The organism is Vibrio syngnathi (assembly GCF_002119525.1).
GTDB classification, from domain to species: Bacteria; Pseudomonadota; Gammaproteobacteria; order Enterobacterales; family Vibrionaceae; genus Vibrio; species Vibrio syngnathi.
In genome coordinates this window covers 914,599-929,993 of record NZ_CP017917.1, presented here as the reverse complement: position 1 = coordinate 929,993, position 15,395 = coordinate 914,599, and the positions used below count along the sequence as shown (strand labels likewise).

The window sequence follows — 15,395 nt, the reverse complement described above, 5'->3', positions numbered from 1 at the left end:
TAACTTACTAGAGCAATATTAGCTAATTGCTGCTTTAACTGAAGGAAGTAAATCGCGCTTCTTAATCACGTATCGCAAGCGAATTAACATCAGCGTAGCAGAGATACTTAAGCCCGTAAGAATACCAATCCAAAAGCCTTCTTCGCCCATCGGAGGAACAATGTGGTCCGTTAGTCCGAGCACCATGCCGAGTGGTAGTGCCAAGCCCCAGTATGAAGCAATGGCTAACATCATCGGGATCTTAGTATCTTTATAACCACGTAATGCGCCGTTAGCCGATGTTTGCAATGCATCGCTGAATTGGTACATAGCTGTAAAGGTCAACAATACTGCTGCTGTCGCGCTTATTGCTGGGTCGGTGGTGTAAAGCCTAATGATCCACTCTGGGAACAGCAGGAACATCGCAACCGAAAGCAATGAAATTAACGCTGCGACTAAGATACCGACTTTACTGCGTTCAATTGCACCTAGTTCGTCTTTCTCACCCAAAGCGTGACCAACACGAATCGTAATACCAAACGAAATACTCATCGGGATCACGTAAGTCAGGCTAGAAATGTTAAGTGCAATTTGCGCGGCTGCCACGTTCTCTGCACCAATACGACCAATCATCAACGCGATAACCGCAAAGATACTGCCGCACACCGCGATGTTCATCCCAATAGGTAAACCTAATCTTAGAAGGTGAAGCATCTCTTTTGCTTTTGGCTTTGCATCTGAAAAGTTGATGATGGTCTTGTAGTGGTGATGACCTTTAATGTAGGAGTACAGCATTCCCGACATTAGCCAATACACTAAGCTTGTCGCCCAGCCACAACCCACAGCGCCCATTTCAGGGAAGCCAAACTTACCGTAAATAAGCACGTAGTTGACTGGAATATTAATCAGCAAACCAATTACCGAAATGATCATCGGCACTTTGGTGTTGTTCATACCCTCACAAAAGCCATTCAAGGTGTAGAACAGGGCAATACCCGGCACACCGAAGGCTAGGGCAAACGCATAGTCGCTACCAATTGGAATGATCTCAGCGGCAACCCCAATCCATTCTAAGATCGGTTTCGCACTTACTAAGTAAGCGATAAGTAGCACACTCGCTATTAATGCCAACCAAACCATCTGGAAGAATTCAACAGAGATACTTTGGAAGTCACGGGCGCCGCGGTGGTAAGCAACAACAGGCGTTAACGCCATAATAACGCCACGCAGTAGCAGTAACACAGGAATCCAAAGGCTGGTGCCGAGTGCAATAGCTGCAAGATCGGCAGGGCTTACTTGGCCAGCCATTGTCGTATCGACAAATCCCATCGCTTGGGTCGCTATTTGAGTCAAAATGATTGGAACCGAAAGATGCATAAGCGCACCCGATTCACGAGTAAAAGGACGAAGTTTCGTTAGCATGGAAGTTCACAACACCAATATAAATACACGAATGATGACAGGATGGCCGGTGTGTATTTTAGGATGTGCCCCGTTGGGCGGGCGACAATATAAACACCTTACCGTATAGGGTCAAGCATTGGATTTACAGGGGCTAATTTGCTCTGGAAGAACGCCAGGTTTGTATGGTGTTGGATACTGTTTCTATGTACATAACCTGATGATTTTAATGTGAATCATACTAGATAGAAAGTTTCTATATTTGCTTGTTGAGTTTCAATGCGCACATCATAAGTCACTGTTATGGATGAACTAAATCTAGTACAATTGATGGCATAAGAAACTAGATAGAAAAATTCTATATTTAAATGCAGAATTTTTCTGTCTAAGAACTGTTGAACTAAGCCGCTTCGCGGAGGACTTTCCTCTCACTTATCCGATAGACCAAACTTATGATGTATCCATAGATTAAGGAATACATCATGAGCCCATTAAGACAACAACTTATCGATGAAATGGCGGTTCGCCGTTTTTCTCCGAAAACCCATGCTAGCTATTTACGTTGGGTTAAAGATCTATCTACTACTTACGATCTATCTCCCGATTTACTTACCGATCAACAGATTAGTGCGTATTTGCGCACGCTCATTAAAGAGCGGAACTTAAGTAGCAGTACTTGTGCTCAAGCGTTGAATGCCATCTTGTTCTTTTATCGTGCCGTTTTGAATAGGGAATTTGAAGAGCGACTGGTTCCCCCGATTAAACGTGCCAGTAAAATACCGGAGCTGCTTAATCGCGAGGAAGTAAGAAGTATCATTAGTCATTGTCGAAGTCTTAAATATCAGACCGCACTTGAAATGTGTTACGGGTGTGGCCTACGTGTCAGTGAGGTCGTCGGCTTGTACGTGAAAGACATCGATGGTACGGCGAAACGACTGCACATTCATTGTGGTAAAGGTAAAAAAGATCGCTTTGTTCCACTGGGTGATAGCCAACTGAATCATCTTCGAAATTACTGGCGTCATTATCACCCAACCGTAGTGCTGTTTCCCAGCCTAGAGCCCGAAAAGCCATTGGGTATTAGCTCTTTGCAGAAGTGCTTCAAAGCAGCAAAAGTTGAGGCAAACGTCAGAAAATTAGGAGGAATACACGCCTTGAGGCACGCTTATGCGACTCATCAGCTCGAATCGGGCATGCCTTTGAATGTTCTGCAGCGTTACCTCGGACATTCGAATATCAAAACGACATTGAGGTACACCCATTGGATAGGTCATCACAACGAAAGCTCGGACGGAAGTAAGTTCGACTTAGTTGCTCAACTATGGGAGGAGAGCGAATGAACGCATTATCTCCTTACCAAGCCGTATTAACACAAGGCTTAGAAGAGCTTGATAAAAGCAAAGTCACACCGAGACAGTGGCAAGTGCTTAACCATTTAAGAGACTGCCGAACGGAGCGTATGGGCAGTTACGACTGGCGTTGTCAGCAATGTGGCCATGAAACTCGTTGGTACTGTTCTTGTCGAGATCGTCATTGCCCCAATTGCCAAGAGCAGATGAGACAGCAATGGCTAACAAAGCGAAGCCAAGATATTTTACCTGTGGCCTACCATCATATGGTTTTTACCTTACCTCACGAGTTCAATGCTCTGGTTAAAGCGCATCCTAAGGTGGTTTATCAATGCTTGTTTCATTCAGTGTGGGCAACATTATGCGCGTTTGCTAATGAGCGGCATCACCTTGTCGGTCAACTTGGAGCATTAATGGTTCTTCATACTTGGGGAAGAAATCTGAGTCAACATACTCATATTCATTGCCTACTACCGAGTGGGGTGCTTACAAAAGATCGGCAATGGCAACCGACAAGAAAAGAGAGTTACCTGCTCCCGGTTAAAGCCTTATCCGTTCGCTTTAAGAAAGAGATGTTATGTCGAGTAAGCGAGTTAATAGCAACGCACAGTAATTTATTAGAGGAAGCCGCTAGTAAGAGATGGGTTGTGTACAGTAAACCTGTACTCCACGAGCCTACAGCGGTAGTGAGTTATCTATCTCGGTATTGCAATCGTATCGGGTTAAATCCCAACCAATTAAGTTATAACGTGGATGGCCGTATCACGATGAGTTACAAAGACTACCGAACCAATGGGACGCAAAGAATGTGTTGTAATGCGGGCGAGTTACTTCGACGCTTACTTTTACATGTGTTGCCTAAAGGGCTAATGCGAATACGCTACTATGGCTTTCTAGCTAATGCTGTGCGGGTAAAAGCGATAGCGGAAATTAGGCAAAGCTTACGAAAGCGACCCGCAGAGAAATCGGAAGTGCTGAAAGAGAAACCTTGTTGTCCGAACTGCCATAGCAACAGCATGGTACTCGTGTGCATCAATATTAGACCTAGGATAGTCGTTTCAGAGCACCGACTGACCTAGTTGTCTGATTGTAATGAATAAAATTATCGTTGTGTTATGGCGAGAGAGGGGCATTGTTCGCTTTTAAAAAGATTATGCAACGGGTATAGTCGCAATAGATAAATTGGTGGCTAGAAGTGGAAAATGGACGGCTGACGGGGTACCGGTCTTAATGATAATAGTGGAACGTAAGTCAGTCCTAAAAAGCAAATTCCATAGATAGAAGCGGCCAAGTCCAACAGGTATTTATCCATTGTGCTACGACAACGGATAAATACTTAAGTGTTATAAGCCTCAGAGGATATATGAAATTATTTGATTTCCTTGAACAAATGACGAAAGAGAAGTTTCCATTTCAAGTCAACTATATTGAATGGTCGAGTTGTATAGATGTAGAAGTTAATGCATTTTCCGAGCGTTGGATCGTTTCATTTGATGAAGATGGTTTTGTTGATTTCAGCATCCTTCAAGCCATAGATGTATCTGACAATGAAAACGCTGAGCGTCTAAAATCGTTATTTAATCGCCCTCAACAAGCATGGCTCGATGCATCTAAAGATCTTGGAATTGAATTTATATCACCATTCAAATTTCTAGGGACGGATGACCGAGAATACGAAGTGACAGGTTTGCTACCTCAATTCGGTTGTCAAAATGGCACTCTAGTTACTTCACGAAAAGATGACGATGAATCTGTATTTGAATCAGAAAAATTGGTTGGTTACTACAGTTCTGGTCTAAACCCCGCGTCGTACGACCAATATAATCGAGGTAGGTTTATAGAAACGTTGAAAGACTGGGGGTGGATATCGGGTGATCCTGAACCTGAATGGCTTGGTGAATAGGCTTATAACGAATAAGGATTAAGGTGTTGCGCAGACAACACTAAATCCCAAGTGTTGAACAAGCCCGAAGCCACTTTATTAAGTAAATTGTACGATTGTATTTGAAGGGCACATCGCTTTGAGGCTTTTCTCAAGGCGAGCGAGGTCAAGATAAGGTTGCGATAGCAATCTTATCAACCAGTTAGCTATTTTCTCTTTCTTTCGTCGTCACATCTCCTCTGTTTTCGTTGATGCCATTCTCCTTATTATCAAATGCCTTTCGGCTACATGGGTCGGCTCACTCCAACGCACGCCATCTCATGCTCACAGCAAGGGCATACCCGTGTCGCTTTGCTCCTTATCGGGGCGGTGAGTGGCGGCATCCTATAGACCAAGTTCAATAACAGCAGTTGAATGCGGGCTCTTAAGGCGTGTGCCTGACCACGTAAAAATCCGTAATCCCGAACTCGTTGTAACCCTTTGGGGAGCACGTGCTGCAAAATGAGCAATAAGAACTTAAGGATGGGCAAGGTGCGCGTTCGCCATGCTTTGGCTTGGCTCTCTTTATAGCGGAAGGTGACGGTATCATCGGTGATATGGATGATGTCTTCATCAGGCAACACGCCGCGATAGAGGTAGCGCGACAAATAGCTCAGTGCTGACTGACCGTAACCAACCTGCCTACAATCGACCACCCATTGTTTGGGAATGCCACTCGGCAGCCACAACGTAGGATGTTGATTAATCGCCTCTAGCATTCTTGCTCGCCAGACTTTGGCCAAAGCAAACGCGTTAAAAAGGTAATGCTTGTTGCCTTTGTGCCACGTTTGTCTTGATGGGTCGTATTGGCCTGCCGTCACAATAATATGCAGGTGTGGATGCAAGTTTCGTTGTCGGCTGTGGGTATGCAGCACGGCGGTAAACCCAAGTTCACCTTGCATCTGTCTTTTCGCAAAGTCCTTTAAAACCCCCGATGCCACCTTAAACATACCGTTATATGTCGCTCTAGGTTGATGTCTTGCTAAGACTCTTAGTTGATACGGCAAAGTGAAGGTCACCATGAAATAGTGAACAGGTAACCGCTTTTGCTGTTGACGTTGTAGCCAGTCAGAAGTGGTGCGTTGTTGGCATTGAGGGCAGTGTCGGTGACCACAAGAAAGCGGTAATCGGTCGTCGTGATGACAGTGACTGCAGAACCATTGTGAGCGACCTTGTTGCTCGGTCTTGCAACGGAGCATCGCCCCAATGGCCCGATGCATATCGCCATTCATCTGAGCATGATAGTGACGCTTAAGCGCACGGTGATGTTGGCGAAGCAGCTCAATGAACGTACTCATTTCATGCTCCCTGTTAAGTCTAGAGCATCCGTTAATTGGTTGATGGCCATTACGGCATCGCGCTGCTTTATTTGGGTCATTCGAGTGTAACGAGCAGTGGTGTTAAGGCTTGCGTGACCCAGTAGCGTTTGCAGTGAACGCAGGTCAAGCCCTCGCTCAAGTAAGTGCGTTGCAAAGCAATGTCTAAGTGAGTGGGGGCTGGCGTGTTTTTGGATTCCGCATTCTTTGAGTACAAGCTTCATTGTTTTTTGAATACCGCCTCTGTCCATCGGTGCGTCGTCACCTTTTCTAAGCCCGGGAAACAGTAATCGAGGGTGTTTATGGCTGAGCCAGTGTGTGCGGAGTGCCTTAAGCGTTCGCAGAGGAAGCGGCACCATTCGGTCTTTTCCGCCTTTTCCTTCCCGTATGTGAACGCGCATTGTTTGGCTGTCGATATCATGAACCGTAAGATTTAATCCCTCACTGAGTCGTAATCCCATGCTGTACAGAGTAAGAAAAAACACCTGATAACGTGCCTGTCGAGTGTAAGTAATCAGAGAGCTGACTTGCTGTGGTGTCAGTATGTCGGGCAGTCGTTTTACTTGTGGCGGCTTGACGATATTGAGCCACTCCCACTGTTTATCGAGCGTGTAGCGATAGAAAAACTGCAAGCCATTACGATCGAGTTTAATGGTGCTCCACGAATGGGTTTGAATAAGAGACGCGAAGAACTGTTTGAGATCGGCAGTGGTTAACGTGTCAGGTACGCGATCGAAATGAGCGGTGATCCGACGAACCGCACGAGAATAGGCATCGATCGTCGCAGGTCGTTTACCTTGCAGCTTTAGGTTGGTAAGGTGTTGTTCATAAAGGGTGTTGTAGCGTTTTAAGTCATCGGGTTTCATGGGGTTACTCCTGTGAATGACCATCAGGGTGATGGTGTTACAAGAGTATGGCTTGCACTCGTTTTAATCTGCCGCGCAGCGGCTTCGTTCAACAAACTGTTTAAGAGTGATTCGCAACGCATGGCATTTTTACTATACGTTGGTTTTAGTGATTAAGGCGGTATGCGTCGGCTTAGGTATTGCGTTGCTCACACCTTAACAAGGGCCACATGGATTCCCCCGGTTGTCAAACATCCGCTAAACTTATGTTGATGGGTTTTGGACTGCCGCTCTACATTCGGCCTACTTATCGACGATTCGCATACGTCGTGGCCCTGATGACTTTGCGCGACTGCGGTGCCTTATTCGTTAGATGACATCTAGTGTGTCCGCCGCATTAACAGGCTCTCCGCAAGTGGTCTTAACCTATCTCCATCATTAGCGTCTGCAATGACCCGGTGGGTTTAACTCTTTATGTTGCTTAGGTTTTTACTTAAGCAGCATAGTTTTTATATTCTGTTTGATTGTGTAAAAGTGACCATATAATTCGTGCGTTCTTCGCGGCCAGTGCCACTATTGCTCGGTTCATTCCTCTTCGTTCTAGAACGCCTCGACACCATTGACTTAGCTTATCTTGCTTGTCGCCAAGGTTGGCAATCACGGTCCTTGCGCCGTGAACTAATAGTGTTCGTAAGTATTTGTCGCCGTGTTTGGTTATCCGACCTAAGCGAGGCTTTCCTCCCGTCGAATATTGTTTTGGTACTAAGCCTAGCCAAGCAGAGAAATCACGGCTTTTATCAAATTGAGAGCCATTACCTATCGAAGCGAGTATCGCAGTAGCGGTTTGAGGACCAATGCCTCGAACCTTCATCACTCGTTGAACATTAGTGCTGACCTTAGCAAAAGAATCAAAGACTTGTTCAGTATCGGCGATACGTTGATTCAATTCACCAAGGTGGTGATAAGCATCGGCAATCACCGTTCTAGCGAGATGTGGCAGTTCATTTTCTGCATCTTCGAGCATTAAGGGAACCTGTTTCATCAATGAAGAGCGACCAACGGGAATGATCAACCCGAACTCAGAAAGTAGGGCGCGCATGCGATTCATAAGCGCGGTGCGTTCACGAACCCAATGCTCTCTCATTCTATGTACCGATAAGATGGCTTGTTGCTCGGGGGACTTAACAGGAACAAAGCGAGTTGATGGCCGCTGAACAGCTTCGCAGATAGCGACTGCATCATTAAGGTCGTTTTTTCCCTTAGTTCGATAAGGAATTACGTATTTAACAGCCATAATGCGAGTGTCGTGACCCAGTTTATTGAGTGTTCTTGCCCAATAATGTGCACCACCACACGCTTCAACGCCTATACGCATGAGTGGCATATTTACTATTGCAGTCAGTAGTTTAGAGCGGGTTACTGACTTATGAAGTAAGACTTTACCATTTTGGTCTACGGCATGAAGGCTAAAGTGGTTTTTAGCTAGGTCGATACCGCAGAAATAAGAATAATCAGACATGGTGCCTCCGGTGCATTTAAGTACCACATAAGTGTGGCAGGTCCTCGGTAGGGGGAATCCATGTCATTCGTTAACCGCTTCTTTATTAATTTAGTTTTCAAATATGGTAATGATTCCCTTTGAGTAGTAGACTAATATTATTTCCGCATAAATGTGCGAGGTAAGCATGAAGTACGAATTATTAGTTTTAGCTGCAATGACACGATTGGAATCTCCAAATACTCAAGCTATCGTGGCTGCAACTGGGATTTCTGAACGTAAAGTACAATCCGTAGTTAACTCATTAGTTGAAAATTTAGGCTTAAATATTCAAAGAGAGCGCCAAGGTCGAACCTTTCGTTTTTCTATTAACAGCTGGGGTGTCTTTGAGTCAGGAATAACGATTCAATCTCAACTTAATGAGATTGATTTAGTTATGCCAAGTAATTCAATACTTTCTTCTTACGAAGAAAAACATGCCTATTTCGAACAAGTTAAAATGGATAACTTTAAAGAAAGTATGCGTTTAGAGGGACATGATGTTGCTAGTGATTTCGATTTATCACTCGATAGAGAGCAACAACGTCAAATTTTGTTAAACAAATACTCAAACGTAAATTCGTTAGAGGCGCTCAATGGCTGATAAATATGGCACAACACAAGATCCTTATACTTACGAAAATAGTACAGTTCTTGTTAATAAGCTCAATATCAGAAATGAAGCAGTATTAGAGGCTGCTGAACGTGATTTAACAACGTTAGCTGCAATGTATGTGGAGTTTCAATTACCTCCTTACGATTTCAGCTACCTGCGTTCAATTCATCAAAATTTGTTCTCCGATCTATTTGAATGGGCAGGCGAACTAAGAACGATTGATATTTCAAAGGGAAATACACGTTTCTGTAATGTAGTTAGGATTGAAAAAGAAGCGAATAATCTGTTTTCAATGTTAGAAAAAGATAAGTATTTAGTGGATCTACCATACGATGAATTTCTAACTAAATTAGCTGAGTATTATTGCGACATTAACGTTCTACATCCATTTCGAGAAGGTAATGGTCGTGCTCAGCGTTTGTTGTTTGAGCATATTGCAATCAACTGTGGTTACAATATTAATTTTGCTGGTATTACTTCTGAGCAGTGGGTAGCCGCAAATATCCATGGTTATCATTGTAATTATGTGCCGATGAAAGAGCTGTTTTCTGTTTGTGTAACTAAAGCTGAAAAGCGCAGTTAACAATCGCATCAACACTATTTGCTACACTCGGAATTTTCAGCTTGGTTTAGTTGTGTGTTTAAGGTGTTCACGTTGTTCGCCTCTATGCTCTTTCAATGTAACGACTTGTATGAAGGACTCATGCGTATCTAAGTCAATGAAAATTATGCTATCGTTATTCGCGCTAGCCTCCAAATTTAGTCGTTTGACATACTAATTCTGGCTTTGGCTTTGGCTTTGGCTTTGGCTTTGGCTTTGGCTTTGGCTTTGGCTTTAAGCTAACCCACGATATTGAAGGCTAGTACCTTTCGTGGGGGTCATTATGTCTATGCCTTTTGAAGGAGAGTTTATGTCTATACCCAAGAAATCAATATTGAGCGAATATTCCAAAAATTCATATTTCTGTGATAGTTTTTCGAAAAAAATAAAATACGATAATCAAACTGCTATTGAAGTGTTTCTTGAAATAGCCGCTCAGACACCGAGTTGGATTGCATTTCTGATGTCTATGAGAAACTGGGTTGTATCTAAACTCGGTTTAAAAAACTTGGGTGGTCTACAAGATGTATCCCGAGAGAAATTAGGTTCAGAATATGTAGTAGGTGAACGAGTTGGTATTTTTACGCTGGTCAGTTCAACTGAGAATGAAGTTGTATTAGAAGACTGTGATAAACACCTTGATGTTCGAGTTTCTTTTCTTGTTGAGCCTGAAGGAGAAACCGCAATTGTTCACGCAAATACCGTGGTTCATGTGAACAATATGTTTGGTAAGATCTATATGTTCTTCGTTACGCCATTTCATAAAATAATAGTACCAAGCTCCCTGAAAGGGTTAGAACAGGCATAATAAATTGTTCAAGCAGGCTGCTAACGTTTGATTTGATTTGCCATATTAAGTCGTAAATTTAGATTTAATCTGCATGGTAGCAAACGTGTTATGCTGGCGTGAGGTGAAAAGGAGTTCACAGCAAATGAAAAGAACACTAAAAATTATCGCACTGTTGCTCTTGGCTATTTCAATTTTAGGTTGCGAAGACAAAAATGAAGTATATGAAAATCCTCCTAGTTATTTATTAGAGCAGTTAGAAGCGTATTTTCCACTTTCTTTTAAGTATGTAAGAAAAAATGAAGAAATAGCTCTAACCCAAGGTGTCCCTTTACTACCTCAATATATTGAAATAGCGCACAAGATTGGCATCAAACACCCTGAAAAAATTCGCGTGCATTATGCCGATTCAATTCCTTTGCCTGAAAATGAATCATTGTTATTTCAGATGCAACGCTTAGGGCTAGACTCTCCTTACATTACTGGTACAACATTTGGCTACGGTATTTGGATAGTCAATAGATCAAAAGGTGACAAATTATTAATGTCTCATGAGCTGATCCATGTAAAGCAAGTAGAGGATATGGGCCTTGAAGCATTTACAAAGAAATACTTGTTACAACTAAAAGTCTTTGGCTACGCTGAGTCGCCTATTGAACTTGAAGCTTATGAAAAAGCAGGCGATTATTTGTAATCTTCGTGTAATTCACCTAAAAGATAAGGATTAAGGTGTTGCGTAGCCAACACTAAATCCCGAGTGTTGAACAAGCCCGAAACCACTTTATTAAGTAAATTGTACGATTGGATAGGAAGGGCATATCGCCTTGAAATTTTTATCAAGGTGAACTGATAAGGCTTGGCATTTTAAGTTCCAATTGGGTTTTGTGTCTAAAGTGCGTGGCTTTAGGGTGAGTGTGCGTTATTAGCCACTTAGTAAGGTTTTATAACTCATGAACTCGCTCGAAACTCTAGCTAGAAAATTTGATGTTTCTCTAATCAGGTTGTTTTATATCGGCTTAGTTTAATTTTATGAGGCAATTATGAAGTCTAGACAATGTCCCAAGTGTCGGAAAAATGTGGCATGTAGCTGGTTTTTCTTTAGTTCTCATTGGACTAAGTATCGTTGTATTGAATGTGGTTCGCTGATGAAATGGAGTCGGAGGCGAACTTATCTAGGAGCTGTTTCTGGTGGTTTCGCTGGTCCGTTTGTCATTTCTACACAATCTATTATCCCATCGGCTTTTCTTAGAATCTCAATCGCGATTGTTTTTGCAATAGTTTTAGCCATTTCTGTGAATAACCAGATTGAGTACATCGACGAAACTGAGTCATAACAAACGACTATGGCGTCAATGGCTATTTGGGCGCTATTCCTGTTTTATAAGCCATCACTTTTTAGCTTTAAAGCTAAAGCCCCATAAGTTTTCTATTGCCACAATGCCAGCAGTAAAACAAAAAGACCAATCCCAAGCGTGACCTTTAAAAGTAAGCCAATAGGGGCTCCACCTTTTGGCGCTTTGTTGCAACATCCCATAATTGTTTCCTCATTCTTCATTGGATTCATTTCACCTTAAACCTTTCCCTCACGGTAAGGTCAATGCTTTTGTCGAACTCAGATTTCAGACAACAAAAAAGCGAACCGTTTGGTTCGCTTTTGTTTATCTTAAATCTACAAAAATTAATCTTCGTAGTTATCGATGCTTGGGCAAGAACAGATTAGGTTACGGTCGCCGTATACGTTGTCTACACGGTTAACTGTTGGCCAGTACTTCGAGTTCTTGGTTGCTTTCGATGGGAAGCAAGCCAGTTCGCGAGAGTAAGGGCGATCCCATTCTGCGCCTGAAAGGTCAACTTGTGTGTGTGGTGCGTTCACTAGAGGGTTGTTGTCTAGTGGCCATTCACCGGCCTTCACAGCTGCCATTTCATGACGGATTGCTATCATTGCTTCACAGAAACGGTCAAGCTCTTCTAAGTCTTCAGATTCAGTTGGCTCTACCATTAGTGTGCCAGCTACTGGGAAAGACATAGTAGGCGCGTGGAAACCGAAGTCCATTAGACGTTTAGCAATATCTTCTTCGCTGATGCCTGTGTCTTCTTTAAGCGGACGAATATCGATAATACATTCGTGCGCTACGCGGCCGTTAGTGCCACGGTAAAGAACAGGGTAGTGAGGACGTAGTTTCTCCATCACGTAGTTCGCGTTCAGAATCGCTACTTTCGTTGCGTCTGTTAGGCCAGGTTCGCCCATCATCGCAATGTAAGCCCAAGAGATAGGTAGGATTGAAGCACTACCTAAATCTGCTGCTGATACCGCGTAGTCAGAGCCTTGTACACCGTTTTCGATGTGACCTGGTAGGAATTGTGCTAGGTGCGATTTAACACCGATAGGACCCATACCCGGACCGCCACCACCGTGTGGAATACAGAATGTTTTGTGTAGGTTCAAGTGAGATACGTCTGAACCGATAAAACCAGGTGAAGTTAGACCAACTTGAGCGTTCATGTTCGCGCCGTCTAGGTAAACCTGACCGCCAGCTGCGTGTACTTGTTCACACACTTCTTTCACTTGCTCTTCGTATACGCCGTGCGTAGAAGGGTAAGTGATCATGATGCTTGATAGGTTGTCTTTGTGCTTCTCGATTTTCGCTGCTAAGTCGGTCATGTCGATGTTGCCATCTTCATCACACTTAACAACCACCACCTTCATTGAAACCATTGATGCTGTTGCAGGGTTAGTACCGTGCGCAGAGCTTGGAATCAAACAAACGTTACGGTGAGCTTCACCGCGGCTTGCGTGGTAGCGTTGAATAGCGATTAGACCCGCGTATTCACCAGATGCACCAGAGTTAGGCTGTAGTGAGAAATCGTCGTAACCGGTGATTTCACATAGCTTCTCTTTAAGATCTTTCGCTAGCGCTGTGTAGCCAGCCGCTTGCTCTAGAGGTGCGAATGGGTGAATTGAACCAAACTCAGGCCATGTTACAGGAATCATCTCAGCAGCCGCGTTCAGCTTCATCGTACAGCTGCCCAGTGGGATCATGCCGTGCGTTAGTGAGAAGTCTTTGTTCTCAAGCTGTTTTAGGTAACGCATCATTTGCGTTTCGCTGTGGTGCGTGTTGAATACTGGGTGAGTTAGGAATTCAGATTCACGACGGCAGTTTTCTGGAATTGCTGCAAATTCGTTTGATGCAATGTCAGAAGATAGTGCTTGAACGTCTTCTTTCACGTCGAAGATAGCGAACAATGCGTTCACGTCGTCGATCGTTGTTGTTTCATCTAAGCTGATACCGATTTTGCCATTACCTTCTTTATCTTGAAGTAAGCGAAGGTTGATGTCTGCTGCTTGCGCTTTCGCGTACAGTGCATCGGTCTTCTCTTCAGAGTTGATGGTGATGGTATCGAAGAAGCTGTTGTTTGTTAGCTCGTAACCTGATTTAGTCAGGCCAGCCGCTAGGATAGCTGTCATGTGGTGTGTACGACGCGCAATAGTACGTAGGCCTTCTGCACCGTGGTAAACCGCGTAGAAAGACGCCATGTTTGCAAGAAGTGCTTGAGCTGTACAGATGTTCGATGTCGCTTTCTCGCGGCGGATGTGTTGCTCACGAGTTTGCATTGCCATACGTAGCGCTTGGTTACCGTGAGTATCGATAGAAACACCGATTACACGACCTGGCATTGTACGCTTATGCTTTTCACGTGTTGCCATGAATGCAGCGTGTGGACCGCCGTATCCCATAGGAACGCCGAAACGTTGCGCTGAACCAATTGCTACGTCTGCGCCCATTTCGCCAACAGGCTTAAGTAGTGCAGAAGCAAGTAGGTCAGTTGCAACGGTTACAAGAGTCTTGTTAGCTTGAGCTTTCGCAATGATGTCTGTTAGGTCACGAACTTCGCCTGTTGTACCTGGGTATTGAAGTAACGCACCAAATACATCTTGCTCTGGAAGTGTTTCAAGAGCGCCAACCATGACTTCAAAGCCGATGTACTCAGCACGAGTTTTAACAACTTCTAGTGTTTGAGGGTGAACATCGTCAGCAACGAAGAATACTTTGCTCTTGCTTTTGCCAGCGCGCTTACACAGTGTCATTGCTTCGCCAGCCGCTGTCGCTTCATCAAGAAGGGACGCGTTCGCGATTTCCATACCTGTAAGGTCCATTACCATTTGTTGGTAATTGAGTAGAGCTTCAAGACGACCTTGAGAAATCTCTGGTTGGTATGGTGTGTAAGCTGTGTACCAGCCTGGGTTCTCTAAAACGTTACGTAGAATAACGTTTGGAGTGAATGTGTTGTAGTAGCCTTGGCCAATGAAAGTACGTTTCACTTGGTTTAGATTAGCGATCTCTTTAAGAGAGGTCAGCATGTCCATTTCGCTCAGTGGCGCAGCAAGTGTCATTGGTTTTTCAAGACGGATTTGTGCAGGAACCGTTTCGTCGATCAGTGCGTCTAAGCTAGTCGCGTTGATCGCTTCAAGCATTTTTTGCTGGTCTGCTTTATTAGGGCCGTTATGACGAGCAACAAACTCGTTTTGCGTACCCAAGTCTTTCAGTAATTGGCTTTGAAGTAATTCAGTCATGATATGTTCTACTTTCTCTCTGGAGCCGTGAGCTAGCCCCTAAAATTAAGCTGCTCACAAGAGCAGCTTTATCGTAATGAGGTTACCTATTAGTCTTCTTCTACAGAGCTTAGGTATTCTTCCGCATCTTTAAGGTTGTTTAGTTCAGACGCATCAGACATCTTCACTTTAACTATCCAACCACCTTCATAAGATTCTTCGTTAATTAACTCTGGGCTATCTTCTAATTCTTCGTTGATTTCTACGATTTCGCCAGAGATTGGTGCGTAGATATCAGAAGCTGCTTTCACTGACTCAACGAGAGAGAAGCTTTCGCCAGCTTCAATTTCGTCTCCAGTGTCAGGCAGGTCAACAAACACAACGTCACCTAGTAGCTCTTGAGCGTGCTCAGAAATACCGATAGTTACAGTACCGTCACCGTTGTCTTTTACCCACTCGTGGCTGTCTGCAAACTTTAGTGTATTGTCCAT

Annotated in this window: 14 protein-coding genes; 7 read left to right on the top strand and 7 right to left on the bottom strand. The window is 43.9% G+C overall.

The window, feature by feature from the left end; genetic code table 11:
- Nucleotides 1–18 precede the first annotated feature (18 nt).
- Nucleotides 19–1,401, bottom strand: a complete 1,383-nt coding sequence (locus K08M4_RS19045; protein ID WP_086051023.1) for an MATE family efflux transporter — start codon at nucleotides 1,399–1,401, stop codon at nucleotides 19–21.
- Between the two features lie 461 nt (nucleotides 1,402–1,862).
- Between K08M4_RS19045 and K08M4_RS19040 the strand changes: the two genes are divergently transcribed.
- From K08M4_RS19040 to K08M4_RS19030, 3 genes are all read left to right on the top strand, one after another.
- Nucleotides 1,863–2,720: a tyrosine-type recombinase/integrase gene (locus K08M4_RS19040; RefSeq protein WP_065678003.1), complete on the top strand. Its 858-nt coding sequence runs from the start codon at nucleotides 1,863–1,865 to the stop codon at nucleotides 2,718–2,720.
- Nucleotides 2,717–3,808 carry an IS91 family transposase gene (locus K08M4_RS19035; protein ID WP_086049616.1) on the top strand — a complete coding sequence of 364 codons (1,092 nt, stop codon included), beginning with the start codon at nucleotides 2,717–2,719 and terminating at the stop codon, nucleotides 3,806–3,808. Before K08M4_RS19040 ends, K08M4_RS19035 begins: the two co-directional genes overlap by 4 nt.
- 284 nt (nucleotides 3,809–4,092) lie before the next feature.
- Nucleotides 4,093–4,632, top strand: coding sequence for a hypothetical protein (locus K08M4_RS19030; RefSeq protein WP_017096700.1), 540 nt, complete (start codon nucleotides 4,093–4,095; stop codon nucleotides 4,630–4,632).
- Nucleotides 4,633–4,895: 263 nt separating this feature from the next.
- Here the strand turns inward: K08M4_RS19030 and K08M4_RS19025 are convergent, their stop codons facing one another.
- From K08M4_RS19025 to K08M4_RS19010, 3 genes are all read right to left on the bottom strand, one after another.
- Entirely contained in the window at nucleotides 4,896–5,948 is a 1,053-nt protein-coding gene (locus K08M4_RS19025; protein WP_086051022.1) for an IS91 family transposase, read from the bottom strand.
- Nucleotides 5,945–6,832 carry a tyrosine-type recombinase/integrase gene (locus K08M4_RS19020; RefSeq protein WP_086051021.1) on the bottom strand — a complete coding sequence of 296 codons (888 nt, stop codon included), beginning with the start codon at nucleotides 6,830–6,832 and terminating at the stop codon, nucleotides 5,945–5,947. Before K08M4_RS19020 ends, K08M4_RS19025 begins: the two co-directional genes overlap by 4 nt.
- 472 nt (nucleotides 6,833–7,304) lie before the next feature.
- Complete coding sequence (locus K08M4_RS19010) at nucleotides 7,305–8,330, bottom strand: IS110 family RNA-guided transposase (RefSeq protein ID WP_086051019.1); 1,026 nt, start codon at nucleotides 8,328–8,330, stop codon at nucleotides 7,305–7,307.
- Between the two features lie 166 nt (nucleotides 8,331–8,496).
- Between K08M4_RS19010 and K08M4_RS19005 the strand changes: the two genes are divergently transcribed.
- The 4 genes from K08M4_RS19005 (at nucleotide 8,497) to K08M4_RS18990 (ending at nucleotide 11,046) form a co-directional block, all read left to right on the top strand.
- Nucleotides 8,497–8,952, top strand: a complete 456-nt coding sequence (locus K08M4_RS19005) for a YhfG family protein (protein WP_232460248.1) — start codon at nucleotides 8,497–8,499, stop codon at nucleotides 8,950–8,952.
- Complete coding sequence (locus K08M4_RS19000) at nucleotides 8,945–9,547, top strand: putative adenosine monophosphate-protein transferase Fic (protein ID WP_086051017.1); 603 nt, start codon at nucleotides 8,945–8,947, stop codon at nucleotides 9,545–9,547. The genes K08M4_RS19005 and K08M4_RS19000 overlap by 8 nt, the downstream gene beginning before the upstream one ends.
- A gap of 328 nt (nucleotides 9,548–9,875) precedes the next feature.
- On the top strand, nucleotides 9,876–10,373 hold the full coding sequence (locus K08M4_RS18995) for a DUF2867 domain-containing protein (RefSeq protein ID WP_086051016.1): 498 nt from the start codon (nucleotides 9,876–9,878) through the stop codon (nucleotides 10,371–10,373).
- 124 nt (nucleotides 10,374–10,497) lie between these two features.
- Nucleotides 10,498–11,046 (top strand): hypothetical protein, encoded by a 549-nt coding sequence (locus K08M4_RS18990; protein WP_086051015.1) that lies wholly within the window; start codon nucleotides 10,498–10,500, stop codon nucleotides 11,044–11,046.
- A gap of 732 nt (nucleotides 11,047–11,778) precedes the next feature.
- Here the strand turns inward: K08M4_RS18990 and K08M4_RS22020 are convergent.
- From K08M4_RS22020 to gcvH, 3 genes are all read right to left on the bottom strand, one after another.
- Entirely contained in the window at nucleotides 11,779–11,916 is a 138-nt protein-coding gene (locus K08M4_RS22020; RefSeq protein ID WP_157665760.1) for a hypothetical protein, read from the bottom strand.
- A gap of 114 nt (nucleotides 11,917–12,030) precedes the next feature.
- Complete coding sequence (gcvP, locus tag K08M4_RS18985) at nucleotides 12,031–14,925, bottom strand: aminomethyl-transferring glycine dehydrogenase (protein WP_086051014.1); 2,895 nt, start codon at nucleotides 14,923–14,925, stop codon at nucleotides 12,031–12,033.
- Between the two features lie 89 nt (nucleotides 14,926–15,014).
- The gene (gcvH, locus tag K08M4_RS18980; protein ID WP_017074376.1) at nucleotides 15,015–15,395 is read right to left on the bottom strand and encodes a glycine cleavage system protein GcvH; all 381 of its coding nucleotides are present in this window, start codon (nucleotides 15,393–15,395) and stop codon (nucleotides 15,015–15,017) included.

What these genes read in the sequence shown, in the direction of transcription:
- K08M4_RS19010 (WP_086051019.1), bottom strand. Translation starts at nt 8,330, where the DNA reads ATGTCTGATTATTCTTATTTCTGCGGTATCGACCTAGCTAAAAACCAC.
- K08M4_RS18995 (WP_086051016.1), top strand. Translation starts at nt 9,876, where the DNA reads ATGTCTATACCCAAGAAATCAATATTGAGCGAATATTCCAAAAATTCA.
- K08M4_RS19020 (WP_086051021.1), bottom strand. Translation starts at nt 6,832, where the DNA reads ATGAAACCCGATGACTTAAAACGCTACAACACCCTTTATGAACAACAC.
- gcvH (WP_017074376.1), bottom strand. Translation starts at nt 15,395, where the DNA reads ATGGACAATACACTAAAGTTTGCAGACAGCCACGAGTGGGTAAAAGAC.
- K08M4_RS19030 (WP_017096700.1), top strand. Translation starts at nt 4,093, where the DNA reads ATGAAATTATTTGATTTCCTTGAACAAATGACGAAAGAGAAGTTTCCA.
- K08M4_RS19025 (WP_086051022.1), bottom strand. Translation starts at nt 5,948, where the DNA reads ATGAGTACGTTCATTGAGCTGCTTCGCCAACATCACCGTGCGCTTAAG.
- K08M4_RS19005 (WP_232460248.1), top strand. Translation starts at nt 8,497, where the DNA reads ATGAAGTACGAATTATTAGTTTTAGCTGCAATGACACGATTGGAATCT.
- K08M4_RS22020 (WP_157665760.1), bottom strand. Translation starts at nt 11,916, where the DNA reads ATGAATCCAATGAAGAATGAGGAAACAATTATGGGATGTTGCAACAAA.
- gcvP (WP_086051014.1), bottom strand. Translation starts at nt 14,925, where the DNA reads ATGACTGAATTACTTCAAAGCCAATTACTGAAAGACTTGGGTACGCAA.
- K08M4_RS19035 (WP_086049616.1), top strand. Translation starts at nt 2,717, where the DNA reads ATGAACGCATTATCTCCTTACCAAGCCGTATTAACACAAGGCTTAGAA.
- K08M4_RS18990 (WP_086051015.1), top strand. Translation starts at nt 10,498, where the DNA reads ATGAAAAGAACACTAAAAATTATCGCACTGTTGCTCTTGGCTATTTCA.
- K08M4_RS19000 (WP_086051017.1), top strand. Translation starts at nt 8,945, where the DNA reads ATGGCTGATAAATATGGCACAACACAAGATCCTTATACTTACGAAAAT.
- K08M4_RS19045 (WP_086051023.1), bottom strand. Translation starts at nt 1,401, where the DNA reads ATGCTAACGAAACTTCGTCCTTTTACTCGTGAATCGGGTGCGCTTATG.
- K08M4_RS19040 (WP_065678003.1), top strand. Translation starts at nt 1,863, where the DNA reads ATGAGCCCATTAAGACAACAACTTATCGATGAAATGGCGGTTCGCCGT.